We start from the raw sequence: 26946 nt of genomic DNA, 5'->3' as shown, positions 1-26946 counted from the left end.
TTACTTCATTGTTTACTTAACTTTGAACACTGTTTCGATCCAATTAGCCAACATGTATTTTCTTAAAACACTAGCGTCTATTGGTTTATACTTGGTTTCAAAAAATGATTGAGGAATCTCAAGATTATCTTCTGTGATCACCCAAATATTGTTTACATTATAAAAATCATAACGAACGATATCTTCATTATTAGTAATGATTTTTTTATTGTAACCTAACGCTTCAAAGATGCGAAAACTTAAACCTTGCTGATTATTCTTTTGGATGTCAACTAAAATAGTACTTTCGGCGATATGATTTTTTACCTCCTGAATTGATAGATAATTTTTAATTAGATTTATCTTGGAATTGAAATGACCACTATCTTTTCTCACAATAAAAAGATAAGAAATATTTTTAAGTTCAAAATTAGTAGCTAAATTTTGAAGCATTGGAAATCTTTTATCATATGAAGATATATGAAATACGGTTTGGCGTGGAGTTATATTTTTGATTTCGTTATCGTAAATGTAATTAGTCAAAAACTGAAAATTATACTTTTTTACATCATTTTTGTCGTAGCTGTAAATAGTGTCGAAAAATTGTAAAGTATTTTGCTGTTCTGGATAATTTTCAATTCCATCAAATAAGTAACAGGTCATTTCAACAGCATTTTCACGTAAATAAATTAATAAATCTTTTTCTAGCTTATCGGGCCGAATAATCAGTATTTGATCAAAAGAACCTTTATTCTTCACAATATTATTAATGTAATTCGTTCTATTTTTATCCTTTAAATTTCCTAATAAAAAAAATTTCGAAAAGAAATTATTTATCCTTGAATAAAAATTTTTGTAAGAAAAGGCAATTGAATCTATGTTCACATAAGTCAAATCGACACTATCGATTGAATTTAATCGATCAACAATAAAATCAATATAACCAAATGAATGAGTTGCAATAATTGCGATTTTTTTAATTTTTGTCATAATGCTTATCTTTGCGAATAATTGCAATGCACAAAAATAGAAAGTTATTTAACAATTCAATATTTAAAATGATTAACGACGAACTTAACAAATCTTACGAAATAATAAAAGAAGGCGGAATTATCCTCTATCCCACTGATACCGTTTGGGGAATAGGCTGTGATGCAACAAATCCCGAAGCTGTTGCCAAAATTTATCAACTCAAGAAAAGAGTGGAATCACAAAATATGATCGTTTTGATGAATGGTGATAAAATGATGCATAATGTATTTGCAGACATTCCCGAAGTTGCGTGGCAAATCATCGAATTATCAGAGAATCCTACAACCCTAATTTTAGATAAACCAAAAAATGTAGCGGCAAATTTAATTGCGGCCGATAATACTTTAGGAATTAGAATTGTAAAAGAACCTTTCTGTTTTAAATTATTAGAACGAATGAAAAAACCATTGGTTTCTACTTCGGCTAATATTTCTGGGCAACCCGCTCCAAAAAGTTTTAAAGAAATTAGCGCCGAAATTATAAAAGGCGTGGACTATGTTGTAAATTTGCAACCTGAAAAAATGGGGGGAAAACCGTCGACGATAATTAAATTAGGTTTAGACAGTCAGGTTAAAATTATAAGAAAGTAATTTTACCGCTAATTCGCAAATTTAAATCTTACAATTATGGACGATATTATATATAAGGAAGAATGCTATAAAATTGTCGGGATTCTTTTTGAGGTTCATAAAAATCTTGGTAAAGGATTTTCTGAAATCGTTTATAAAGATGCTATTGAATATGAATTTCAGTTAAATAATATACCTTACGAAAGAGAAAAAGAGTTTTCTGTTGCTTACAAAAACACTATCTTAAAACATAAATTTTATGCTGATTTTGTCGTTTATGATAAAATAATTCTTGAAATAAAAACTACTGATTGTTTTAATAATAGTCACTATAATCAGTGTCTAAATTATTTAAAGATTTCCGGAAACAAACTTGCTTTATTAGCTAATTTCAATCTAATTTCACTAGAGTATAAACGAATTATTGATTCAAAAAAATAATTTGCGAATTTGCGGTATAATAACATGAATTACAAGCAAGCCTTAAACGATAAAATATTCGACGTCATTTCGCAAGCTTCTCAAGAACTTAACTTAGAGAGTTACGTGATTGGTGGTTTTGTGCGAGATTTAATTTTGAAAAGAGACTTCAAGAAAGATATTGATATTGTCGCTGTTGGTAGCGGAATCGAACTGGCTTTAAAAGTTTCTGAATTGCTTCCTAACAAACCTAAAGTTCAAGTTTTTAAGAACTATGGAACAGCAATGTTGCGCTACAAAGAAATTGATATTGAATTTGTTGGAGCTCGAAAAGAAAGCTATACTCACGACAGCCGAAATCCAATGGTGGAAAACGGAACTTTACAAGACGACCAAAACAGACGTGACTTTACAATAAATGCGTTGGCTCTTTCATTGAACTTAAATAATTACGGCGATTTAATCGATCCTTTTGACGGTTTAAAAGATATCGAGAAGAAAACACTCAAAACTCCTTTAGATCCTGATATTACCTTCTCTGATGATCCTTTGCGAATGTTACGCGGCATACGATTTGCAACACAATTGAATTTTGAAATTGAAGCAAAATCATTACAATCAATCACTAAAAATGCGGAACGAATCAAGATTATTTCTGGAGAACGGATTGTTGATGAATTGAATAAAATCCTTTCCACAGAAAAGCCTTCTATTGGATTTCTATTATTATTTGAAACGGGTTTATTAGACATTATATTACCAGAACTAACAGCATTAAACAACGTTGAAGAAATTGAAGGCCATACACACAAAAATAATTTTTATCACACACTAGAAGTCGTTGATAATATTTGCCCGAATACAGATGATGTTTGGCTCCGTTGGTCAGCTTTATTGCATGATATTGGGAAAGCTCCCACAAAACGTTTTGCTAAAAAACAAGGGTGGACTTTTCACGGACATGAATTCCTTGGTGGTAAAATGGCTAAAAAAATATTTGAGCGTTTGCATATGCCACTGAATCACAAAATGAAATTTGTCCAAAAAATGGTCATGATGAGTTCGCGTCCAATTGTTTTGTCTCAAGAAATGGTAACTGATTCTGCTGTGCGACGCTTGGTTTTTGACGCTGGCGAAGATGTTGAAAATTTGATGACTTTGTGCGAAGCAGACATAACCACAAAAAATCCAAGCAAATTCAAGAAATATCATAGCAATTTTGAAATCGTTAGAAAAAAAATTGTCGAAGTGGAAGAACGCGATCAGGTTCGGAATTTTCAGCCGCCTATTTCTGGAGAGGAAATTATGATGATTTTTAATTTAAAACCTTCGAAAGAGATTGGAATACTAAAAGAAGCGGTAAAAGAAGCAATAATTGAAGGCGAAATTCCAAATGAATATCAAGCTGCTTACGAATTTGTTTTGAAAAAAGGCGGGAAAATGGGATTAAACAAAGTTTAACTTATGTTTCTCTCTTATTTTCAGTGCTTTTAATTAATTTTGCTAAAATTTAATAATATGATAACTTCTGACTTAAAAATAGAATTAATTCAAAAAATTATTGAAAGTTCCAATCTTGATTTACTTTTAAGAATAAAAGAAATAATTGAAGCTTCCGATAGTTATCACGTTAATGAACGGCCATCTATTTATCAAAATTTAATAGAAGTAAGAGTTTTTAGTGATGTGGAGCAGGCCAAAATTGACAAGGCTATGATACAGCATCAAAATGGTGATTGTATTTCAGATGAGGAAGCGCAAAAAGAAATACAAGAATGGTTAGAAGATTAGTTTGGTCAATTGAAGCAAGAAATTCCAGAAAAAATATATTAAACTATTGGAATAATCGCAATAAGTCTAAAGTTTACAGTAATAAATTAAATCAGCTTATTAATTCTAATTTGGCTGTTGTCTTAAAATTTCCGGAATTTGGAAATTCAACCAAAAATGACTTAATTAAATTTGTCATTATTAGCCATTTTGAAGTAATTTACATAATAACAACAAATGAAATTGTTGTCCTTGACATCTGGGATACCAGACAAAATCCTCAAAATTTCTCCAAAAAATAAAAATGCAAAAATACTTTTTAAAATCAGCTAAAATTTCTCTCATTCTTGTGTACCTCGTAATTTTTGCAGGAGCATTCGTAAGATTAACAGGATCTGGGATGGGTTGCCCCGATTGGCCAAAATGTTTTGGATACTACATTCCACCCACACAGCAAAAAGAATTACTTTTTACTGCTGAAAGAGAATATGATAAAGGCCAAGTAATCATCAAAGATGAAGCGCTATTAGTTGCTAAAACTGATTTTGTATCAAAGGTGAATTTTGATGCGAACAACTGGGAAAAATATACGAAACATGACTACGCAATTTTTAACCCTTGGCATACATGGGTCGAATTTATCAATCGACTCCTTGGTGCATTAGCCGGGGTTGCTTGTATTATAACTTTTATATTAGCCTTTGGATATCGTAAAGAAAACAAGAAACTTATTATTCTGACTTTTTTGGTTTGTATTTTAATGGGCTTTCAAGCGTGGTTAGGTAAAACAGTTGTGGACTCTGATTTGAGTCCATATAAAATTACAACTCACATGCTGGTTGCATTGTTAATAGTTGCTTTTCAATTAATTGTTATATATGCTGTACAAAGAAATAACAAAACACTACTTTTCAATAAAAAGTTTAATGCGTTTTTAATCTTTTCGTTAGTGTTGACTCTTATCCAAATTATATTGGGTACAGATGTTCGTGAACAAGTCGACATTGTGGCTAAAACCGGGGCACCAGAAATACTATGGCTTAAAAATCCGACAGTCTTGTTTTATATTCATCGGTCTTTCTCCATGATCGTATTCTTGACTAATTTATATTTGTTTTATTTAAACAACAAATTAAAATTGGGCTTTTCAAAAATGAAATGGGTTATGATTTTAATCATAATCGAGATTATTTCTGGAATATCGATGTATTATTTTGATTTCCCTTTTGGAACACAAACGATTCATCTTGTAGTTGCAGCGTTGCTTTTTGGAGTTCAATTTTACTCAATACTGGAATCTAAATCATCAAAAGTTATTTTATAAATAATCCGAACTATCGACTATATTGTCACATATACATTTGTTTACGCACTGATTAATGTCAAAACTAGCAGCTCAAGATAAATTTTTAGATTTATCAGATTACGGAAGAACTTTCGGAAAATTTCTCGCCAATCAACTTAAAAATACTCGTTTTACTCCCATACATGTTACCTTACTTTTTGGTGTTTCAGGTTTGATGGCTATTTACAGTATTCTTGACGGATCGTACTTTTTGGCAGGTTTTTTTATCATTCTAAAGTCCGGAATCGATGCTGCCGATGGGGAATTAGCAAGGTTAAAAAACACGCCCTCTTACACGGGAAGATATTTGGATAGCGTGTTCGACATCATTCTTAATTTTCTATTTTTAATGACAATTTGTTACGTTTCAAAAACAGGTATTTGGCTGACAATTTTAGCCTTTATTGGCATACAATTACAGGGTACTTTATACAATTATTACTATGTCATTTTACGAAATAAATCCGTTGGCGGAGACACAACCAGTAAAATTTTTGAATATAAATCTCCAAGGGCTTTACCAGGAGAAACACAAAAATCAGTCGATATTTTGTTCCGTATTTATACCATCGTTTATGGAGCATTTGACAAAATAATTCATATTCTTGATTCAGATGCTTACAAAGTCAAAACTTTTCCTAACTGGTTCATGACGCTACTTTCAATTTATGGATTAGGCTTTCAACTATTGATAATTGCAATAATGCTGCCTCTAGATTTAATAGAATATATTATTCCATTCTTTATAATTTACACGTTGTTAATTTTTGTGATAATTGGTATCAGAAAGGTATTTTTTAAGGTTTAAATTCATAATAGATTTAATCTATATGTCAGATCTAAATAACATATTATCAATGTTTTAAATACAAATACTTTTAGCTTTACTGCGATATAAATTTAATTCCTTTATAGTAAAATATTGCAATGTCAAAATTCAAAATTATCAGAATTATATAATAGTTTTTAAGAATTGTATAACAGATTAAAAGCTTAAAATTCTGAAATTTGGTAAAAATAATTATTAACTTAAAAATTTAATATTATGCCAAATTCAAAAGAAATTGAAGGAAACTGGAACGAATTAAAAGGGAAAATGAAGCAAAAATTCGCTGATTTAACAGATGATGATTTGATGTACGAAGAAGGAAAAGAAGATGAAATGTGGGGAAAACTGCAACAAAAGCTGGGTAAATCCGAAAAAGAAATTAAATCATTATTTGATTAATTTTTAGCCTACAAAAAATTAAACTGTTTTAAGTATTAAATGAGAAATCTAATTTATAGGTTTTTTATATTTGTGCTTAAAACAGTTTTTTAATTTTAGAAATTACCCAATCCAGTTTTTAAAATCAGATACTTTTTCTCTACTGACAACAACCTCATCTTCCTTGTAAGAAGGCAAAATTACTTTTAAGCGCGAGTTGCTGTACATCACAATTTCTTTGATTGCTTTTAGCGGAATTATAAATTTTCTGCTGATTCTAAAAAAATCTTTTGGATCTAAATCTTGTTCTAAAACTTCTAATGTCGATTCAATTAAATAATTCCTATTGTCGAACGTGTGAATATAAGTTCCTTTGTTTTCGCTAAAAAAACATTCAATTTCTTCTACAGCAATTACTTTTAAATGTTGACCGATTTTTGCCGTAAAACGCTTTTTATAATTTTTCTCAAACGGATTGGTAAGCATTTTTTTTATTTGTTCAAAATCTAATTGAATAGTATTTTCAACAGCTGTTGGCATTGAAAATCTTTCTTTAAATTTAGAAACAGCTATTTCTAAATCGTCCTCATCTATAGGTTTTAATAGATAGTCAATACTATTTAATTTAAATGCTTTTAAGGCATATTCATCAAAAGCGGTGGTGAAAATTACAGCACTTTTGATGTGTTGTTTGACGGCGGCAAAATGCTCAAAAATTTCAAATGACAAACCATCGGATAATTGTATGTCTAAAAAAATTAAATCAGGATGATCATTATTTAGAAACCAAGTAATTGATTCCTCTACTGAATGCAAGAGCGCATTCACTTTCAAATTTAATTTTTCTACTTTTCGCTTTAAAAGTCGAGCGGCAGGTTTTTCGTCTTCGATAATTATTATTCTCATTTTGTGTCTATAAAGTTGGAAAATTAAATCTTTTACAATCGAACCTATTCGTATTTATTTAATTTTTCTTTCTCCATCAATTCCTTAATCTTCTTTTCTTCCCAGTTTTGTCCAAGAACAATATTAGGTCCAAAAACTGATAACCCCTGAGCCGCTAAACCTATCCCCCAAAATAAGGCCGTTGAGAAATTTTTTAAGCTAAGATAACTTTCGCCTTTGTCAAGACTTTGAACGTTGACAATTAAGATCATGATATTGATTACTACGTAAACCAATAAATGCGAATAAAACCCTTTGATTTTCTTTACTCTTTTAATCGCATTCTCATATTTTGATTGTTCTTCTGTTGTCATTTTCCTAGTATTTAATTGATTGTTTTTTTTCCTCTTCTATAAATTGTTGTATCTTTTTTTGCTCCCAATCTTTTCCAAAAAAAGGAAACCAATCAAAGGCTTTGCTTGCATGAAAAAAAAGTCCAATTCCCCAACTTATCGCAGTCCAATAGAACCATAAATGCTTAGGAGAATATTTTAAGTTGATAAAGATTAAAATTCCTATCACTAATAGATACGATAAAAGATGAGAGTAAAAACCTTTTATTTCTTCCACTTGTTTTTTTGCCTTTTGGTATTTCTCGTATTCAGTACCTATTTTCATATTTAGATAATATTTGTTTTTTATTTGAATATGGAATTCGCATATTTTCATCGGTGTTGGCTACCAAATCTAGGTCATGCTCATTTCATAATTATTTCCATTTATTATTTGTACTCTTTTCTTTATTCAAAATTTCTTGGATCTTTCTCTCTTCCCATGTTTTTCCATAACCAAAAGTTTCGAAAGCATGAAATGTCAATCCCATTCCCCATCCTAACATGGGAAACCAAAACCACTGAAAATTTTTTGCCGAATTTAAATTTATGATAATTAATATTGGAATGACGATACAATAAGAAGTCAAATTTCCATAAAATCCTTTGAGTTTCTCCACTCGTTCTTTTGCTCTAAAAAAAGCAGTATCTTCATTATAGCTTGCTATTTCCATACTATTTATTTGTTTAGTTAAGACTGGTATTTTCACTGTAAATACCTTTTCGTTATGTTCGATTAAAACTTTTCGATTGGTAATAATTCCGTATCTATTGATAATGTTTTGAAGCCCCACTCCTTGCCTGTCTTGCAAGACTTCTTTTCTTTGAAAATCATTTTCAATAACCAGATAATTATTTTCCATAAAAATCCGAATGTGCAACGGCCTTTGTTCGCTGACCACATTATGTTTTACTGTGTTTTCCAATAATAATTGCAGAGAGAGCGGGACAACCTTAGCTTCTAGATCAATAGCTATGTTTGGAATTTCATAAAAAAGACTATTTTCAAAACGCATTTTAAGCAGGTTCATGTACGTTTTAGCGAAAGCCAGTTCTTCTTCAACAGAAACTAATTCTTTGTCTTTTTGCTCTAAAACATAGCGGTAAATTTTAGATAGCGAGGTAGTAAATCGCTGTGCATTTTCCGGATTTTCTTCAATAAGCGAACTCAGAACATTTAAACTATTGAACAGGAAATGCGGGTCTATTTGATTTTTTAAGCTCTCGAACTTTGCATTTGCTGTGCCCGCAATGATTTTTTGTTCTTTGACTTTGCTTTCATTATACGACTTATAAAACGCAATGGTATAGATTGACAATGTGACAAAAAAAGTGATGATAATAGAAAATAAATAATTTGCCGGTTTCTCGTTAGCCAAAAAATATTCAAATGAGTTATTGAGATAAATTACTTGTTCAAAAATGTGTATCAGAAAAATAATCACTAATGATAGTATAAAAGAACCTACGAAACCAACAGTTATTCTTTTTACAGAAAACCGATCTTCGAAATAGCTATCCAATGTTACGAAAAGAAATGTGTTTGCACCATAAAGCGAAAAAGTATATAGCGTAGTGAATAAAAAATTTACTGCCATTTTCTTTCCAAATTCAATTTCATCTCCCAATATTACATTGATTAATTCAATTACCACAAAAATAATGAGCGTCAGTTTGATCGTTTTTTTCAGTTCTTTACTTTTGTTAATCATTTTATCTAACTTTTATTTATCTAAAATTACCAAGAAGAAATATTGAGTCTTTTTTTCTTATTTACAATTTTTCATTGCAGCCGTCGCTCTTTCTAAACCCCATTTCGGAGAAAAGGCCGTTTCAGGTTTAAAAGTAGCAAAAAGTCCAATAGCTTTTTCAATTTGAGCGCACATTGGTTTGGTGTCGGTTCCCCAATATTTTGCACTGCCAATTTCAAATTCTGCCTTGCTAAAAACAACTCTTGGATTTTCTGGAGCAATCGCTTGTGCTTTTCCATACAATGCCATTACTTTTCCAGATAATTTTTGCCCGTTTGTCATTGGGTCAAAAGAAATCCAAGCAGTGTGAATCATCGCTTGAATAACAAGTAGTTCAGCATTATTTGGATTTTTATCCATTTCTACATCTAACACTTTTTGAGCTTTAGATAGTAATAAATTCATTTGGTTTTTGTCTTTTGTTTTAAAAGCAGTTGATGCATTTACAAACGCTACATAATAGTTTGGCAACCAACTTGTTGTTTCTGCCGCTGCAATTCTTTCAAATAGATCAGAAGCTTCAGTGTTTTTTCCTTCGCCCCACAATTGGAACGCCTTTCCCATTCCCTGTTCAAATTGTCCTTGAGCCGATAGTAAACTACAGATAAAAAATGCGATGGTAGTGATAATTTTTGTCATGATTTCATTGTTTTTAATTGGTTAGTTGTTTAATTATATTTCAAAAGTATGGTGGTTCTATACTTTTGAAAATTTATTGTTACTGAACTGTTGAATTCTTATGATGAATTACAATTGCTTTATATTTTTAATACAATCATTTTGTTTTCATTAGCCTTAAACATAGCATCTATATATTTTGGCGGCCCCATAAATCCTTTGGCTCCGTTTGAAGCGGCATATTCTTCTTTAGGAATACCCATAAAATTCACGTCTAATTTTCCATTGCTATTTTCATCATGAAAAACGCTAATGGCATATTCGCCAGCTGGCATATTGGCAAAAGTCGCTGTTGCCTTATTATTTTTTATTAAAGCGACATTTCCTCTGAATGTTTTCTCTAAGAAGGTCTTTTCGGAGTTATAAATTCCGATCATTACCTGTCCCTTATTGTTTTTTAAACCGTTGACTTCGACATTGATCGTCACTTGTGAAAATGCGAAAGAAGCAGTCAATAAAAGCGTACTTACAATTAATTTTTTCATGATTTTAAGTTTTTAATTTATGGTTAATTTAAATTTGTTTTTACAACAATGTAAAAGTATCGCAGTTTATATTAATTACAAATTTTTAAATACTGAACTGTGGTATTTTATAGATGAGTTGTTGTTTTAGTCTTTAATGGTTAATTACTAAAGATTAGCCATTAGTGATTAGTTATTGATGATTAGTCTTGATTAATTGAATTTTAGTTATTTGTTATCAGTTGTTATAAAAGCTAAGTTGCTTTTATTTAACCATTAGCGATACCAAAAATTAGATTAATATGGAAAGAATAAACGGTCATCATTTTTAACACGAAAATCAAATCGATAGCTAATTGGTCAATCCTTACCAAAGCTAACTAGCTTTTCAAAGTAATAGGGGAATTAAAATAGAATGAAAATTACCTTTTATCTTAGAACAAATTATCTTAGAAAGACAATACTTAAACGGAAGCCATAATGATGACACACACTATTTGCGCAAGATTATTTTTTTGAAAGGAAGTATCAAAAAGTGTAATTTGTAGAAATAAAAAGCCCCATCTACATTTTAATGTAAACGGGGCTAAATTATCAAAAACTTGAAAGTATTAGTTGGTTTTAAATTTCCATATTTGTCCAGTTGTTTCTCCTCCTTTATTGTCTTTAACTACAATTCTCCAAAAATATTCTTTAGAAGATTCCAATGTAACATCAAAGGATTTTGAAGTACTATTTTCCTTAATTTTTGTAGTAGGATTTAAAGTGGTTCCAAAGTATATGTCATAGGTCAAAACATCAATAGCATCAACGTCAGTAGCGTTCCATTTCAATGTAGTATTTAAAGTATTCAATACAACATTCTGATTAGGTGCAACCAAATCTGGTGAAAACGGAAGGTGGTTGACTACAGCTTCTCCTGAAGTGTAAAACTTAGAGGTTGATGAATAAGCACTAGAAAGGCCTTTACTGTCTGTCGATTTAACTCTCCAATAGTAAGCCGTATTTTTTTCTAGGTTTATGCTCTTGCTTAAGATCTGAACATCCTCAGTATTTATAATTTGAGTAAAAAGGTTATCTTTAGCTACTTGTAATTGATAGGTAATAGCATCGTTGTTAACATCGGTTGCCGGTTTCCATTCAAATATAACCGCAGTGTTTAAACAAAGTTTGTTATCTGCTGGTGCTGTTAAACTAGGTACAGTTGGTGCAGCATTTATTACTTCTGGTTGGTCATCACCTCCACTACTGCAGGCAACTACTACAAGGCTAAATATTGATATATATAATAAACGTTTCATTTTTTTATTTTTTAATAATTTTTATAAATATGGGACGGTCTAGCTCAACTTTAGTCATATAAATTCCTGCTGGTTGATTGTCTAATGAGAGTTGTACTTTTCCATTTTCAACATTATATTTTTTATTGGAAATCAATTTCCCTGCTAATGTAAAAATACTGATGCTAACTTCCTTGTTTGTTGCTGGTATTTCTATTTGAAAAGCTCCAGAAGTTGGATTCGGGAAAGCGGCAAATGTCCCTTCCAATATTGAAATGTCTTTCGCGTAAATTCCTTCGCAATCTTTCGCAGATTTAACCTCTAATAAACCGCCTATTTCAGCATCGACAGTAAATAAAGCAGCATTGGTTTGAAATTGTTCAACTCCATTCAAGAAAACAGTATATGGAGCTGTTCCAGTAGCAATTTCAACTATTACTTTCTTTGAATTTACATTTAATTTTCCTGTAATAGTGGCTCCTTTTGGGATAACTAAGGTGAAAATTTGCTCGAAGGTTTCACCCGGAATAGTAATGGTTACTTTATAAGTTTCAGGTGCTAGATTTGGCACTTTTAAACTGTTATTAGTAAAAGTGTACGAAGTTGCGTTTATTGTTGCTCTATACCCATATGCAGCTGTTGCAGTTATGTTTATTTCACCATTGCTTGAGTTAAGACAGGTTTCACCTTTAGTCTCAATAGTGAAATTGTTTGAAGGTAAACTAAATTTACACTCTATATTAAAAGTTGCAGTAGCATCTTTTTTACTTGACCAATTAGCATCAGAAAAGACTTTGTCATCAACTTGAATACATGAAAGGGGTGTATTGTTTTTTAAATCTAAAGTAGTAATCGAATTATTATTCCCATTTTTTAGGTTCAAACTTTTTAACTGGTTTGAGCTGCAGTCTAAATAATTTAATTTAGTGTTTTTAGAGACATCGAAAGTTGATAATTTCATAGATCTACATATTATTCTAGTTAAATTTACATTTGCAGATACATCTAATGCTGTAATTGAATTATCGGAGCATAGTAAATCGCTTAACTCAATATTTTTAGAAGTGGATAAAGAAGTTAGCAAATTGTTGTAACACAATAAACGATTTAACTTAGTATTTGTAGAAACATCTAGTAAAGTTAATTTGTTGTAGAAACAGTTTAACGTAACTAAAGACACAAAATCCTGTATTCCTGTCAAATCAGTGATTGAACTAAAAGAAACGTCAAGTGAAGTAATAAGCGCTATGTTTGCAGTTAACACTTTTCCATTTTTTCCATCTGTATCAATACCTAATGCAATCAATTTATCTTCAAATTTAGGATCTGGAATTAAAGTGGAGTAGTCACAATCTGAACTATAATTTGCTATTGCATCTTTGCAGAGAGGCCAGTTTGTGTTAGAATATGTAGCATCATCAACTTGTATGCAACTTAATTGTGGATTATCCGTGAAATTTTTAATACTTGGTCCATTAATAATTGTATTCTTTCCATTTTTTAAATTTAATAAAACCAGTTTATTGTTTTGACACAAAATTTGACTCAAGTTTTTAAGCATAGAGAAGTCCAGAGTTTTAATTAAATTGTCGTTACACTGAATATCTATAAGTTTAATATTGTAAACTAAACTTAGCAAAGATAATTTATTAGTAGCAACATTTAAACTTGTAAGATCGTGATTATATTTTAGATCTATTTTTGTTAATTCATTATTGTTACAACTTAAACTTTGTAAAGAAGTAAAGTCTTCAATTCCTGTTAGATCTGAAATTCCCGCATTTGAAACATTTAAAGAGCTTACATTAGTGATATTAGCGGTTAGAACTTTTCCATTTTTTCCATCAGTATCAATGCCTAATGCAATTAATTTATCTTCGAACTTAGGATCTGGAATGGTAGTAGAGGAAGTACAATTAATACTGTAATTTGTATTTGAATCTTTATAGGTTATCCAATTCGCATTTGAATAAGTAATATCATCTACTTCAATACAACTTAACTCTTTATTATTTTTGAAACTTGAAAAACCTATTAATTTATTATTTCCGTTTTTTAAATTTAAACTTTTAAGCTGATTACCTTCACAAAACAATTGATTTAATTTGGTATTTTTAGATACATCTAAATCTTTTAATTGATTTCCTTCACAACCTATATTTGTCAATAAAACATTTTTAGAAACATCTAATCTTGTTAGATTGTTCTGGTCAGCAGAAAAGTATCTCAATAAAATATTTTTTGAAACATCAATATTGGTTAATTGATTTTTATCAACTTTTAGATAGGTTAGCAAAAAATTATTCGAAACGTTTAGGTCTTTTATATAATTTTCAGAACATTCCAGGTGTTGTAATTTTACATTTTTTGAAAGATCTAGTGTTTGTATTTTGTTTTGCTGACAATAAAGTTTTTCTAGAATAAGATTTTTAGAAACATCAATAGATTCAAATTGCCCTTTTCCTGAAATGCCTATATTTATTGGAGCATGAGATATGGCCAAAAAACGTAAAGCTGTATTTTTGGTTACATCTAAATTTGACATAAGGTTGGCACTACAGTCTAAGTCGTTTAATAAAATATTTTTTGTAACATCCAAACTTGTTAATTTGTTACTAAAGCAATGTAAATAATTTAATTTCAAATTATTTGAAACATTTAAATTTGAAATTTGGTTTCGTTGACAATTTAAAAATTTTAATTCTAAAAAATCTTGAATTCCTGTCAAGTCTGAAATGTTGCTATCTGAAACATTTAATGTGGTTAAATTAGCAATGCTTTGAGTAGCGACTTTACCATTTTTTCCATCGTTATCGATCTTTAATGCAATGAGTTTGTCTTCAAATTTAGAGTCAGGAATAAGCGTATAAATGCTACAATCTAAACTAAAACTAGCTGTAGCATCTTTGGTGGTAGTCCATTTTTCTGCGGCAGCAATATCAGCCACTTGAATACAAATTAAAGATGGATTATTAGAACAATTTAAATTGGCCATTGCTGCGTTTTTAGAGACATCTATTTTTTTTAATTGATTTATTGAACAATTTAAAGTAGTCAATGCTGCAAAACCTTCGATACCTTTCAAATCTGCAATTCCGCTATTAGAAAGGTCTAATGATGTAATAGTTGCAATGCTTGAATTTAATATTATTCTATTTTTACCATCAGTATCAATACCCAATGCAATAAGTTTGTCTTCAAATTTAGAATCTGTAATTGCTGTAATTGTTGAGCAGTCATAAGAAGAAAATACTGCATTAACATCCTTTTTAGTAGCCCAATTTGTGTTTGCATAAGTAACATCATCCACACCAATACAACTTAGGTCAGGATTTAATGAAAGATCAATATTTGAATTTGTTATGAAGCTGTTTTTTCCGTTTTTTAGATTTAAACTGGTTAGTTTGTTTGAATTACAAATTATAGTTTTTAATGCTATATTTTTTGAAATATCTAATGCAGTTAAATTATTCTGTTTACATTGTAAACTAGTTAATTTAACAAATTTAGAAACGTCTAGTGTGCTTAGTTCGTTGCTATTACAATGCAAAGTATTTAAATCTAAATTCTTAGAAACATCGAGTGTGGTTAATTGATTCGAATCACAAATTAAAGTGATTAAATCTATATTTTTTGTTACATCTAAACTGGCAAGTTGATTCGAATCACAAATTAAAGTGATTAAATCTATATTTTTTGTTACATCTAAACTGGCAAGTTGATTATTAAAACAAATTAATGTTTTTAAGGCTACGTTTTTAGTAATATCTAAATTTACTAGTTGATTACCGGAACAGCTTAAATTTGTTAGTACTAAATTATTTGAAAGATTTAATATCGTTAATCTGTTGGAATTGCAAAAAAGCTCTGTTAAGGCCACATTTTTAGAAACATCTAAAGTGATTAATTCATTGAAACCACAAATTAAAGAAGTCAAATGAACATTTTTAGAAACATCCAGTGTCGTCATCCCACTACCTTGAATATTTATGGACTTTAAGAGGATGTTTTGAGAGAGATCTACATCTTTAATTTTATTTCCGGTAGCAGTTAAACTAATTAATGCTACGTTCTTTGTGACATCTAGTTTTGTCAACAATCCACTTCCACCAGAGCTCCCATAACCGTTGCCGGTGAAGCATTCCAGTGTTTTTAAGGAAACAAAATCTTGAATCCCTGTTAAATCAGAAATATTTACAGTATTAACATTTAATGATGTGACTGATGCTATACTTGAAGTCAAAACCTTACCATCAGGAGCACCTGAATCGTGCCCAAGGGCGATTAATCGTTTTTCAAAATTAAGATCTGGGATTAAGGTATAGGCAGCACCAATTGTTGCCACATCAATTACCGATACATTGTCTACTAATATTTCAGAGTTCAGCGTGCCCGTTGTCCAGATATCTACTTCGATAGATTCGCTTATCGTTGGCGTGTAGTCAAATTCTATTTTTCGCCATTCAGTGCTAGAAGTTACGGCATCTGTTTTTCTTGCAATTTCAGCTTTAAAAGTCCCTGGTTTGTTATACAAACGAAGGTCGATGGCCGTAAAAGTGCCCGCAACAAGTTTTTGGTACATCGTTATGCGATAGGTTTTCCCTCCTACAACTGGGAAAAATTCACTGTTGATGAAGTTAAAGGTTCCGCTTGTAATTTGCATTTTGGTACTCGAACTTCCATTTTGAGCTGAAGTGCTTTGGAATACTAATCCGTTAAAAAATCTAAACCATTGATCTGGTTGTGAGGATGATGTCCAGTTTTCGAAATTACCGTTCGGAACCAAATTGGTTTGAGCTTGTGTGATAATTGTCAAAAACATAAACAACAAAAGTAATTTTGATTTCATAAAATTGGGGTTGTTGAATTTTACTACAAGAATACAAAAGTCTTTTCAATTAACGCGTCTTTTAATGCTTTAACATTATTTATTTTTTTTAATAGTTTTTATTGTTCGCTTCGTATAAAAAAAGGTTGTTTGTCAACCACTGGCGAGAGTTTATAATAAGTGACTACTTACTTTTCAAATCCTAATGTGATAGTATTTATCAGAGTTATATGCATCACCTGCTTTCTTAACAGGCTGATCTATTTTAACAATTACGATTTAGTTCTTAATAAGTGATTATTAGCCTTTGGTTATTAGTCGCTAGTACTTTATATCTAGAAATTAGTGAGTGGCGATCAGTAATTGATCTTTAAAAATAAGTGAATGCTAAACAAATGACTTTTAGACATTTTAGTTAAAAAACTCCGTTACAAATTCCTCAATTGATTATCCTTTTTATCGTTGCTAATTGTCCAGAAGAATCCAATAAAGAAAAAACGATCTGCGGTAGGAATAATTTCTTTTCTATTAAAAACACCTACGTCATTTGGCTTATTCGCGTATTCGTAACCAAAAACGTTTTGGGTTCCTAAAACATTGGAAACAGAGAAATACAGAATTTTTTGAGGCGACAATAAATACGCCCAGTTAAAACTTAAATTATTGAATGCTTTCGTTTTTCCATTCATAAACTGTGTTTCATTTGGATTATTATACGGCCTTCCTGTACTAAAAGAATGTGTGAAACCTACTTGCGATTTTAAATCGCTGATCCAATATTTAGTTACAATAGACAAAGTGTGATCAGCAACAAAATTTGGTGTTACTTGTACTGGGAAGTTTCTGTAATCTCTTTCGGTATCGATGTAAGAATACGAAATCCAATATTCTAAATTCTTGATTGATTTTCCATCTCTCCAAAAAAGATCCAAACCTTTAGCGTATCCGGACCCTGTATTGCTGTAATCCGAATTAAATACAGCAGTTTCTGTATCGAATTTTACTAGATTCCGATAGTCCTTAAAGTACGTTTCCGCTCTAAAGGTTTTTCCGTTTTTATTGTATTGATAATTCAAAATATAGTGAGAAGCTTTTTCGCTTTCAAATTGATGGTATCTTGAATATTTAACATAATCCGCATTTGGCGTTTGAGTAAAATCGCCATAAGCAAATGAGAATTGACTGTTTTTGGCCATCTTATAGGCAAATGAAATTCGGGGTGAGATAGCAGTTTCATTTAATAAAGCATTATTTGCTGCTCTCACTCCTACTTTTGCAGCCCAATTTTTAGAAAAGAAAATATCGGCTTCACTGTAAACGGCAGCAATGTTAGATTGATAACCATTCGTAAAAATCAAACCTGAAGTTGGACTAAAATCTTCATTAAATTTCGTAATAAAATAATCCGCACCGAACGATAACTTCAATCGATCTGAAAAACTTTTTCGCAGTTTTAGTTTTAAATGAGCAGCATTTTCGTCATTTGACACATTATCTAAATTCAAGTTGATTTTGTTGTTACTGTACCCGTAACTCAATCCAGTTGTGATTTGCCAATTATTTCCAAAAACACCTTTATACGATGAATTCATGTAGAAATTATTGTTGTTCAAATCGACTCTGATTTTATCGGGCGAATTGATACTTTTCTGGTTAATATCAAATTTAGAACTTTCAAATGATGCATAAACCTTTAAAATTCCGTTGTTAAAATTATACCGATACACTGTTTCTCCAGACAAAGACCGAAACGGACTGTTCCAGTCCACGTTTTGAGGAATTAAAACTTGGTATGGAGCTAGATTGGTATAATTAGCATTGAGAGTCAATGAGCTTTTTTTCCATTTTTGAGTGTTGCCTAAACCTAAACCAACGGTCATAAGTGAGATTTCAGTTTTATTTTGATCGGGATCATCTTGTGTGTTTAATAACAAAACACTAGACAATGCTTCGCCATATTCGGCTGAATAACCTCCTGTTGAAAAAGATATACCGCTAAAAAGGAAAGGAGAAAACCGACCACGAGCGGGAATGTTAAGCGTACTTGCGCCGTAGGGTTGTGCTACTCTTATTCCATCAATAAATGTTTGTGTCTCATTAGCCTCGCCACCGCGCACAAATAATCGTCCGTCCTCACCTACTAATTGTGTTCCTGGTAAAGTTTGCAATGCAGCTATAATATTTCCTGCGGAACCAGCTGTGGTAACAATATCTAAAGGTTTTAATACCGAAACTCTTGATTTATCACCAGCTTCTAAAGTTCCTGCTGTAATAACAACAGCATCAAGTGAGGTTACACTTTCACGCAGTTTTACAGTTAAATTTTTAGCATTAGCAACATCAATGACTATTTTTGAAGATTCGTAAATAAGGAAACTAACCACTAAGGTTTGATTTCCTTTGGTTTTTGTTTCAAAAGTAAATTCTCCCACTTCAGAACTTGAAGTTCCGTCATAAGTTCCGTCGATAAAAATATTAGCAGCTGCAACAGGCTTTCCTTTTTCATCTACTATTTTACCTGAAATTGTTGTTTGAGAGAAAAGCACCGTTGTTAATAAAATTACACTTAAAGTAAAAATGGTTTTCATCGTATTTAGTTTTTGATGAAGCAAATGTATTTTAGAAATAAAGCAAGAAAAACTATACTGTGCTGAACTGTTGAAATTAGCGGATGAGTTGTAATGAATTTAATTATAGATTATATTTACAACATTCTATTGTATCTCCCAGCTGGATTTGCATGAGGGATGGCAGTGAAAATCCTCCCCTTTTTAGGGGAGATTGTAACGAACAGCCCGACCGGAGCTTTTGCGGAGGGCATGCCCAAAAAACAAAAAAAAATATGGAACCAAAAACCGAAAAAGAGAAAATGATTGCTGGAGCGTATTATTTAGCTGGTGATGCTGTTTTAGTCAAAGACAGGCGAAAATCTAAAAACTTACTTCATCGGTTAAATGTAACGGAGTATAGAATTACGAAGAAAGCACGGGAAATAATCAAAGAACTGATTCCAAATGCCGGAGCAAACTTATATATTGAACCTCCTTTTTTTTGTGATTACGGATACAATATTTTTTGTGGAGAAAATGTTTATTTTAACGTGAACTGTGTGGTTTTGGATTGTACCAAAGTTACTATTGGCTCCAATGTGTTTTTTGCTCCAGGAGTTCAATTGTATACCGCAACCCATCCGTTAGAAGCTGAATTAAGACGAACATCAGAAAATGCGTTGCCAATTACGATAGGTGATGATTGCTGGATAGGCGGAAATTCTGTCATTTGTCCAGGTGTCACTATTGGAAAGGGTTGTGTGATTGGAGCTGGTTCTGTTGTAACAAAAGATATTCCAGATAATTCGCTGGCTGTAGGCAACCCTGCAAAGGTGATTCGGAAATTGAACGTTTAGGAAATTTCTAAATAAAAATAATAAGTCCGAAAACTAAAATCTGCTATCTTTGTTAAATCATAAACCTTAAACAAATCATAATGAAACATCTCAAAGTATTTTTAGTCTTAGCATTAATTGTGATTACAAACTCCGTTTCTGCACAATCTACCTTTGACAAATGGCCGGCTGTGAAAGAACTTCACGGAGTAATGTCAGAAACTTTTCATCCTGCTGAAGAAGGAAATCTAGCTCCAATAAAAGCGCGATCAGAAGAAATGATGACAAAATCAGCTCAGTTATTGAAATCGGATATTCCAGCTGAGTTTAGAACTTCGGCAATACTAGCTTCGGCAGAACGGATGCAAATGAAAAGTAAAGCATTGCATAAATTAGTAAAATCTAATGGCGCTGATGCAGAAATAGTGAAATCGATAACTGATTTGCACGACACTTTTCATGAAATTGTGGGACTTTGTTCCGAACCAAAACAATAAAAATGAAAGCCTAATCGATTGATTAGGTTTTTTTATGCTAATTTGGAAAAAAAGTGATTTTTTTAGTTGTTATTATTTATTTTACAACGTAAAATATTTTTTTTTTAGAATAAATTATTTTAAATGATGGCTAGCTGAAAAAGCAATAAAATTAATTTTAAACTACGCTTCCTGTCGTGCAAATTGAGGAGAAAAAAGCGACTCCTAGTTTATTAAATAATTACAGTAAAAAAGAGGAAAATTTATAATAATTACATAAAACTTAAAACTCGGGTGAATTTTTAATATGCACTATTTGTTATGCTGTAAAAACAGAAATTGCTTTAATAAATAATGAGAATTAAATACTATCGTTTTTTTAAACCATTTAAGAAATACAAGAGTATCTAAGTTTTTGCTTTAATCGTTTCTTAACCAACATTTTTTTGTTTTTTTAACTTTGAAGGTAGCTGGTTTTTTAAATCTTACATTTTTATAGTCTAAAATTTTATCAACAAAAACCAAATCTGAGTTAAAACATCGAGACAAAATCTAAAATTAAATTTTACCTTTGACCTTCAAAAAAACAAGAATAATTATGGTTTATAAATTTAGAGTCATTCTAGACGCCGAGGAAGATATTTTTAGAGACATAGCAATACTTGCAGAAGATACTTTGGAAGATTTACACAATGCTATCTTTAATTCTTTTGGTTTTGACGGAATGGAAGTAGCATCATTTTATACCTGCGATGAAACTTGGAATCAAGAAGATGAAATCTCTCTTTTTGATACTGGCGATGTAATTGGAGAACAAAAAATAATGAGTGATTATCCATTAATCGATATTTTAGACAAAGAAAATACTAAAATTATTTATGTCTATGATTTCATTAATATGTGGACATTTTTAGTTGAATTAGCTTCGATTGAAGAACAGGTTGTTGGTAACACGTACCCAGAAACGATTTTCTCTCATGGAGAAATGCCAGATGAAGCAATGGAAAAAAACTTTGAATCGGATGACGCTGATAGTTACAATGATGAATATGAGGACGGTTTAGATGAAGATGATCTTGATATGTTTGATGGAGATGACAGTTTTGAAGACTATGGTAATGAGGAAAACTGGAATTAAGCCTCTCCCCAACCCTCTTTAAAGTGGAGGGAGACAAACCAGGCAAAAATAAGGAGAATATTAAGATTCATTCCGAAAACTCTTTTTTTAAAATGAAGTTCTATTCTACCTCTGATAATTAATTAGACTAAAAAGTTAAACTCGAAATAACATCTCTTCTCCCCCTGCTTTGGAGGGGGTTGAGCGGAGGAAAACCATAAAAATGATCAATTTATACAACACGCACATTGAAAACTTATCAATTCATAGAGTTGGTAATAAAAGCAGAAATGAAGCAATTTTTTTATCAGAACAACCTTTTAATCTTAATGATGAAATTGTTCCTTTGATGAAAGAATTTTTTTTTAAGCCATTTAGAGATAAAGAAGAAAACTATTTCCAATTTGCGCATGAAATTGATTTAGATTACAATGACATGTTTAAGTTTGCGACTGAAGTTTTTGAAAACCCAAGTGTTATTCATGAGGTTTCAAAGAAAATTACTTCACACTTATTTGAACAGTCTAATCATCCGCATATTAAGAATGGTGAAGTTTACGTAACTTATTTAACGAATGTAAGTATTGACAATAATATTGTTGATGCAATTGGAATTTTTAAAAGTGAGATCCAAGCAGACTTTCTTCAGTTTGAGGAAAAAGCAACACATTTAGAAATGATTTTACAACAAGGCGTAAGCCTTAATAAATTAGACAAAGGCTGTTTGATCTTTAATTACAAAAAAGACGAAGGTTATAAAATCTTGACTGTTGATAGCAATCGCTATGATGCTAGATACTGGCTGGAACATTTTCTTTCTGTAGATGCATTTGAAGATGAAAATTTTATCACTAAAAAATATTTAAAATTTTGTCAAAATTTTGCAAAAGATGTCGTTTTTCCTGCTGAAGACAAGAAGGAAGAAGTGATGTTTATGAATAGATCCGTTAATTATTTTGCAAAAAATGACGAGTTTGAAGAAACTGAATTTTTAAACGAAGTATTGGATAATCCTGACTTAATTCCTGAATTCAAAAATTACAAAATAGACAAAGGCGAAAAATATAGCATTGAAGATGTTACTTCGTTTCCTATTGCAAATGCAGCGGTTTCTGATGCACGAAAATCGATTAAAAACGTTATTAATCTTGATACACATATCCAAATTAAAATGGACTTTATCAATCCTGAAAGTGCCGAAAAATATGTAGAAAAAGGTTGGGATGAAGAAAAACAAATGTATTATTATCTTGTATATTTCAATAAAGAACAAAAATCTTAAAAAGAAGAGCAATTAAAATACCGTTAAAAATCACAGTCCCCGATTATGAAAATAATTGGGGATTGTGATTTTCAAGGAACAAATATAAGCAATGTAAAAATGTAGCATCAGCGGCAGTACTTGTAGATTGCTATCAAAATGTACCGTTGGATTTACATTAAATTACAAGAAAAATACATTCGAATTAATAATTAATTCTCACAAAACTTACAATTACAAAAAATTACAGTAAGTTTATATAAAAGAGAAATATAGATACAAATAATATCTTCGCCATTAAACCGTTTCCCTTTTTAAAATATTGTCTTTTTCTTTAAAAATATGAATCGAATTTTGATTTTACCTCTTATGAAATTATTTTTAAATCAATATTTTAAATCATTCCTCGCACCAAGTTGTTTACTTATTCTATCAGGACTTATTTTTCAATCTTGTGCAACTCACCACGCTCAATTTGGCAAAAATATTAAACAACCAGTTACAGCATTAAATGCTGATACATTGGAAATCGCACACACTATTTATTTAATAGGAGACGCTGGAAATACTAATAAAAATAATGTTGAAAAGAACTTTGGCCCTTTAAAAAATAGGTTAAAACAAGCTAGCAAAAATACAACGCTCTTATTTTTAGGTGACAATATTTATCCTAAAGGCTTACCAGAAGCGATTAAAACTAAAGAACGACTTATTGCAGAAGCTAAACTTACTAATCAGCTCCAGATATCGAAGGAATTTAAAGGAAAAACAATTTTGATTCCCGGAAATCATGATTGGTATAATGGCATTAAAGGTTTAGAACGTCAAGCTAAATTTGTAACAGATTATCTTGCTGACAAACAATCATTTTTACCACGGAAAAGCTGTGGGATTGATGCGATAGATTTAGACAAAAACGTGACGGTCATTACAATCGATAGCCAATGGTTTTTAGAAGATTGGGATAAAATTCCAACAATAAATGATGAATGCACAATAAAAACACGTGAAGCTTTTTTTATAGAATTGGAAGATCTTTTGATCAAAAACCAAGAGAAAACAGTAATTCTAGCTTTGCATCATCCGTTGTTGAATAGCGGATCTCATGGCGGACAATTCTCGTTGAAAAAACAGTTGTTTCCGTTAGAGCAAAAAATTCCGTTACCAATTATAGGTTCCATACTTAATTTTTTTAGAAAAACATCAGGGATAATTAAGCAAGACAGCCAAAATAAGTATTATCGATCCTTTGCAAACCGAATAAAAATAATTTTGCAAAATAAGGATAATGTGATAGTAGTATCAGGGCATGACCACAACTTGCAATACATTGAAAAAGAAAATATTAAGCAAATTATAAGTGGTGCAGGATCAAAATTTGAGGCGGCAAAAGCAGTATCCCCGAATGACTTTTCTTTTGGTAGACAAGGATATGCCTCTTTAAACATATATAAAAATGGTGTAACTGTAGTTTCTTTTTATGGACAAGAAGATGGAACTGAAAAACTACTTTTTCAACGTGTTTTATTAAAGAAAAAAGAAGATTTTAGCACCACTTTATTTCCAAAATCTTTTCCCGTAAAAACTGTATCGAGTGTTTACGATTTAAAGCAAACACAAAAATCGAAGTTTTATAAGTTTCTTTTTGGTGAACATTACCGTAATTATTACAGTCTTCCAATTACTGCAAGAACAGCTACTATTGATACTCTGTTTGGCGGTTTGACTCCAAAAGTATCTGGTAGAGATTATCAAGCAAATGCTTTACAATTATTTGATAAAGATGGAAAACAGTATATAATGCGAGCCGTTAAGCAAAATACCACGCGTTATCTAGGATCGGTAATTTTTCAAAACCAACTTAAACAAGATGAGTTTGATGGCACTTACGCTGAAAGTTTACTTTCTGATTTTTATACCACCGCTCACCCGTATACGTCGCTCTCCATTGGTAACTTAGCTAATAAAATTAATGTATCACATACAAATCCTTCTTTATTATATATTCCAAAACACAGTAGCTTAAAGCAATTTAATTCACATTTTGGAAATGAATTATATATTGTAGAGGAATATCCATCTAATAGCCAAAAGTCATTACAAAGTTTTGGCCAGCCAGATGCAATTATTACTACAAAAGAGGTTTTAAAAAATATTCGTAAAGATAATAAGTACGTCATTGACGAAAGTGCTTACATTAGAGCAAGGCTATTTGATATGTTAATTGGCGATTGGGATAGAAACGAAGAACAATGGCGCTGGGGCGAATACAATATAGGCGAAAAGGTAGTGTACAAGCCCATTCCCCTTGACCACGATCAAGCTTTCTCTAAATATGACGGTGCTCTAGTTTTTTTATTAATGAAAAGCGTAATATTACGAAACAGACAATCTTTTGATAAGAAAATTAAAAATGTCAAGATGATGAATCGGGAGCCCTATCCTTTGGATTTAGCGTTGTTAAAAGATGCCGATGCAAATGAATGGATTAAACAGGCAAAATACATTGCCGAAAATCTTTCGGATCAAGAAATAGAAGCTGCATTTGATAATTTGCCAGAAGAAGTAAAAGATAACTCGATTGCCGAAATTAAAAGAAAATTAAAACTCCGTAAAAATGATTTACGACTAGCAGCCGCAGAATATTACGAGGTTTTACAGCATACCGTTGTCATTGTTGGTACCGACAAAAAGGATAAATTTATTGTTCAAAATACAGCGAAGAATAAATTGGAAATACAAACATATCAATTAAAAACCACCGGGTATGAATTGCGATCTACCAGATCCTTTAACAGTAAAGAGACAAAAAGAATATGGATTTACGGTTTAGATGATGATGATCTATTTGAAGTAGTAGGAGCTACAAATTCAGGAATAAAAATAAGACTTATTGGCGGTCAAAATACGGATTCATACCTAGTTGAAAACGGTCGAAAAGTAAAAATTCATGATTTCAAGTCAAAGGAAAGTATCTTTCAAGTCGATAATAAGAGTAAAATTTTGTTAAGCGATGATTATGAAAGTAATTTATATGATTACAAAAAACCAAAATACAATGTTTTTTCATCCTTACCAAACATAGGTTTTAATCCTGATGATGGGGTTAAATTAGGCGTAATCACCGGATTAAAAATAAACAGTTTTAAACAAAATCCATATACACAAAAACATACTTTAAAAATCAATTACTACTTTGCTACAAGTGGCTATGAAGTGCTTTACGATGCTCAGCTTCCAAAATTATTTGGTAAATGGGATTTCGATCTAAAAAGTCAGTACACTAGTCCAAATTTTACGATTAATTATTTTGGATTTGGAAACGAGACAACGAATAACGAAGTCGATTTTGGAAGAGATTTTAATCGAGTTCGCATCCGGATGCTTAAGGTCTTGCCTTCAATAAAAAAAATAGCAGAAAACGGAAGCACGGTGCAATTGCAAACAAGCTTTGAACGAATTGCTGTAGAAAAAACGACTATTAGATTTGTCGATCTCTCGGCTAGTGTAAATCCCGCAGTTTTTCAAAACCAACTTTTTGCAGGAGCAGTAATTAAGTACAGTTTTGAAAATTATGATATTCCAGCTTTTCCAGCAATGGGAATGGGATTCTCGATAGCTGGTAGCTGGAAAGTAAACTTAGAAAATACGAAAAGAAATTTTCCCACAATAGAAAGTAAACTGAACTTTAATCATAAAATTGATGCTAATGGTAAATTAGTGTTTGCCACAATTATTAAGGGAAAAGCAATTTTAAATAACAACTTTGAGTTTTATCAAGGCGCTCAGTTAGGTGGTGATTATGATTTAAGAGGTTTTAGAAATGAACGTTTCTTAGGAAATAAATCGTTTTATCAAAGTAGTGATGTGCGATGGGATTTAGGAAAAATAAAACGAAGTGTAATTCCTATGTCTTTTGGTGTCTTGGCTGGATTTGATTACGGCAGAGTTTGGTTGGATAACGAAAATTCAGAAAAGTGGCATCAATCAGTTGGTGGTGGACTTTGGCTGAACGGATTAAATTCACTTACAGCAAGAATTACTTATTTCAAAAGTTTTGGTAACGATCCCTCTCGGGTTGCGTTTGGACTGGGATTTGGATTTTAG

Annotated in this window: 23 protein-coding genes; 13 read left to right on the top strand and 10 right to left on the bottom strand. The window is 31.2% G+C overall.

Annotated features, from left to right (window positions below; translation table 11 throughout):
* Positions 1–12 precede the first annotated feature (12 nt).
* The gene (locus BUB42_RS14025) at positions 13–969 is read right to left on the bottom strand and encodes a WaaS/CpsH family glycosyltransferase (RefSeq protein ID WP_073021482.1); all 957 of its coding nucleotides are present in this window, start codon (positions 967–969) and stop codon (positions 13–15) included.
* A 68-nt stretch (positions 970–1037) separates the two neighbouring features.
* Here BUB42_RS14025 and BUB42_RS14020 point away from each other — a divergent pair, with 68 nt between their 5' ends.
* From BUB42_RS14020 to BUB42_RS13985, 8 genes are all read left to right on the top strand, one after another.
* Positions 1038–1601: an L-threonylcarbamoyladenylate synthase gene (locus tag BUB42_RS14020; protein WP_084118353.1), complete on the top strand. Its 564-nt coding sequence runs from the start codon at positions 1038–1040 to the stop codon at positions 1599–1601.
* 36 nt (positions 1602–1637) lie between these two features.
* On the top strand, positions 1638–2021 hold the full coding sequence (locus BUB42_RS14015) for a GxxExxY protein (protein ID WP_073021479.1): 384 nt from the start codon (positions 1638–1640) through the stop codon (positions 2019–2021).
* Between the two features lie 24 nt (positions 2022–2045).
* Positions 2046–3461, top strand: a complete 1416-nt coding sequence (locus BUB42_RS14010; RefSeq protein WP_073021477.1) for a CCA tRNA nucleotidyltransferase — start codon at positions 2046–2048, stop codon at positions 3459–3461.
* Positions 3462–3518: 57 nt separating this feature from the next.
* Entirely contained in the window at positions 3519–3791 is a 273-nt protein-coding gene (locus BUB42_RS14005) for a hypothetical protein (protein WP_073021476.1), read from the top strand.
* Positions 3776–4072 (top strand): type II toxin-antitoxin system RelE/ParE family toxin, encoded by a 297-nt coding sequence (locus BUB42_RS16505; RefSeq protein ID WP_073021474.1) that lies wholly within the window; start codon positions 3776–3778, stop codon positions 4070–4072. The genes BUB42_RS14005 and BUB42_RS16505 overlap by 16 nt, the downstream gene beginning before the upstream one ends.
* Positions 4073–4074: 2 nt before the next feature.
* Positions 4075–5094 carry a COX15/CtaA family protein gene (locus tag BUB42_RS13995; protein ID WP_073021472.1) on the top strand — a complete coding sequence of 340 codons (1020 nt, stop codon included), beginning with the start codon at positions 4075–4077 and terminating at the stop codon, positions 5092–5094.
* A 55-nt stretch (positions 5095–5149) separates the two neighbouring features.
* A complete protein-coding gene (locus BUB42_RS13990; RefSeq protein WP_073021470.1) occupies positions 5150–5923 on the top strand; it encodes a CDP-alcohol phosphatidyltransferase family protein in 774 nt (257 codons plus the stop codon).
* Between the two features lie 237 nt (positions 5924–6160).
* On the top strand, positions 6161–6343 hold the full coding sequence (locus BUB42_RS13985) for a CsbD family protein (RefSeq protein WP_073021468.1): 183 nt from the start codon (positions 6161–6163) through the stop codon (positions 6341–6343).
* Between the two features lie 102 nt (positions 6344–6445).
* On the opposite strand, the gene BUB42_RS13980 is transcribed toward BUB42_RS13985, so the two are convergent.
* From BUB42_RS13980 to BUB42_RS13940, 9 genes are all read right to left on the bottom strand, one after another.
* Positions 6446–7228, bottom strand: a complete 783-nt coding sequence (locus BUB42_RS13980; protein ID WP_073021467.1) for a LytR/AlgR family response regulator transcription factor — start codon at positions 7226–7228, stop codon at positions 6446–6448.
* A gap of 44 nt (positions 7229–7272) precedes the next feature.
* Positions 7273–7581 carry a 2TM domain-containing protein gene (locus BUB42_RS13975; protein WP_073021465.1) on the bottom strand — a complete coding sequence of 103 codons (309 nt, stop codon included), beginning with the start codon at positions 7579–7581 and terminating at the stop codon, positions 7273–7275.
* A 4-nt stretch (positions 7582–7585) separates the two neighbouring features.
* Entirely contained in the window at positions 7586–7885 is a 300-nt protein-coding gene (locus tag BUB42_RS13970) for a 2TM domain-containing protein (protein ID WP_073021564.1), read from the bottom strand.
* Positions 7886–7976: 91 nt separating this feature from the next.
* Entirely contained in the window at positions 7977–9311 is a 1335-nt protein-coding gene (locus tag BUB42_RS13965) for a 2TM domain-containing protein (RefSeq protein WP_073021464.1), read from the bottom strand.
* Positions 9312–9368: 57 nt separating this feature from the next.
* Entirely contained in the window at positions 9369–9989 is a 621-nt protein-coding gene (locus BUB42_RS13960; RefSeq protein WP_073021462.1) for a hypothetical protein, read from the bottom strand.
* Between the two features lie 119 nt (positions 9990–10108).
* Positions 10109–10513, bottom strand: a complete 405-nt coding sequence (locus BUB42_RS13955; RefSeq protein ID WP_073021460.1) for a DUF2141 domain-containing protein — start codon at positions 10511–10513, stop codon at positions 10109–10111.
* Positions 10514–11103: 590 nt separating this feature from the next.
* Positions 11104–11793 (bottom strand): glycoside hydrolase family 78 protein, encoded by a 690-nt coding sequence (locus BUB42_RS13950; protein ID WP_073021458.1) that lies wholly within the window; start codon positions 11791–11793, stop codon positions 11104–11106.
* A gap of 4 nt (positions 11794–11797) precedes the next feature.
* Complete coding sequence (locus BUB42_RS13945) at positions 11798–16621, bottom strand: T9SS type A sorting domain-containing protein (protein ID WP_073021456.1); 4824 nt, start codon at positions 16619–16621, stop codon at positions 11798–11800.
* 407 nt (positions 16622–17028) lie between these two features.
* Entirely contained in the window at positions 17029–19188 is a 2160-nt protein-coding gene (locus BUB42_RS13940; RefSeq protein WP_073021454.1) for a TonB-dependent receptor, read from the bottom strand.
* A gap of 254 nt (positions 19189–19442) precedes the next feature.
* Between BUB42_RS13940 and BUB42_RS13935 the strand changes: the two genes are divergently transcribed.
* The 5 genes from BUB42_RS13935 to BUB42_RS13915 all read left to right on the top strand — a co-directional run bounded on the left by BUB42_RS13935 (position 19443) and on the right by BUB42_RS13915 (position 26946).
* A complete protein-coding gene (locus tag BUB42_RS13935) occupies positions 19443–20006 on the top strand; it encodes a sugar O-acetyltransferase (RefSeq protein WP_073021562.1) in 564 nt (187 codons plus the stop codon).
* Positions 20007–20086: 80 nt separating this feature from the next.
* On the top strand, positions 20087–20482 hold the full coding sequence (locus tag BUB42_RS13930) for a hypothetical protein (RefSeq protein ID WP_073021452.1): 396 nt from the start codon (positions 20087–20089) through the stop codon (positions 20480–20482).
* A 577-nt stretch (positions 20483–21059) separates the two neighbouring features.
* Positions 21060–21599 carry an IS1096 element passenger TnpR family protein gene (locus BUB42_RS13925; protein ID WP_073021450.1) on the top strand — a complete coding sequence of 180 codons (540 nt, stop codon included), beginning with the start codon at positions 21060–21062 and terminating at the stop codon, positions 21597–21599.
* Positions 21600–21801: 202 nt separating this feature from the next.
* Positions 21802–22860: a nucleoid-associated protein gene (locus BUB42_RS13920; protein WP_073021449.1), complete on the top strand. Its 1059-nt coding sequence runs from the start codon at positions 21802–21804 to the stop codon at positions 22858–22860.
* A gap of 321 nt (positions 22861–23181) precedes the next feature.
* Positions 23182–26946, top strand: a complete 3765-nt coding sequence (locus tag BUB42_RS13915) for a metallophosphoesterase (RefSeq protein ID WP_244533938.1) — start codon at positions 23182–23184, stop codon at positions 26944–26946.

The organism is Flavobacterium micromati, from assembly GCF_900129585.1.
Taxonomy (GTDB): Bacteria; Bacteroidota; Bacteroidia; order Flavobacteriales; family Flavobacteriaceae; genus Flavobacterium; species Flavobacterium micromati.
The sequence above is the reverse complement of the archived record's forward strand: the minus strand, read 5'-3'. Positions and strand labels throughout refer to the sequence as shown.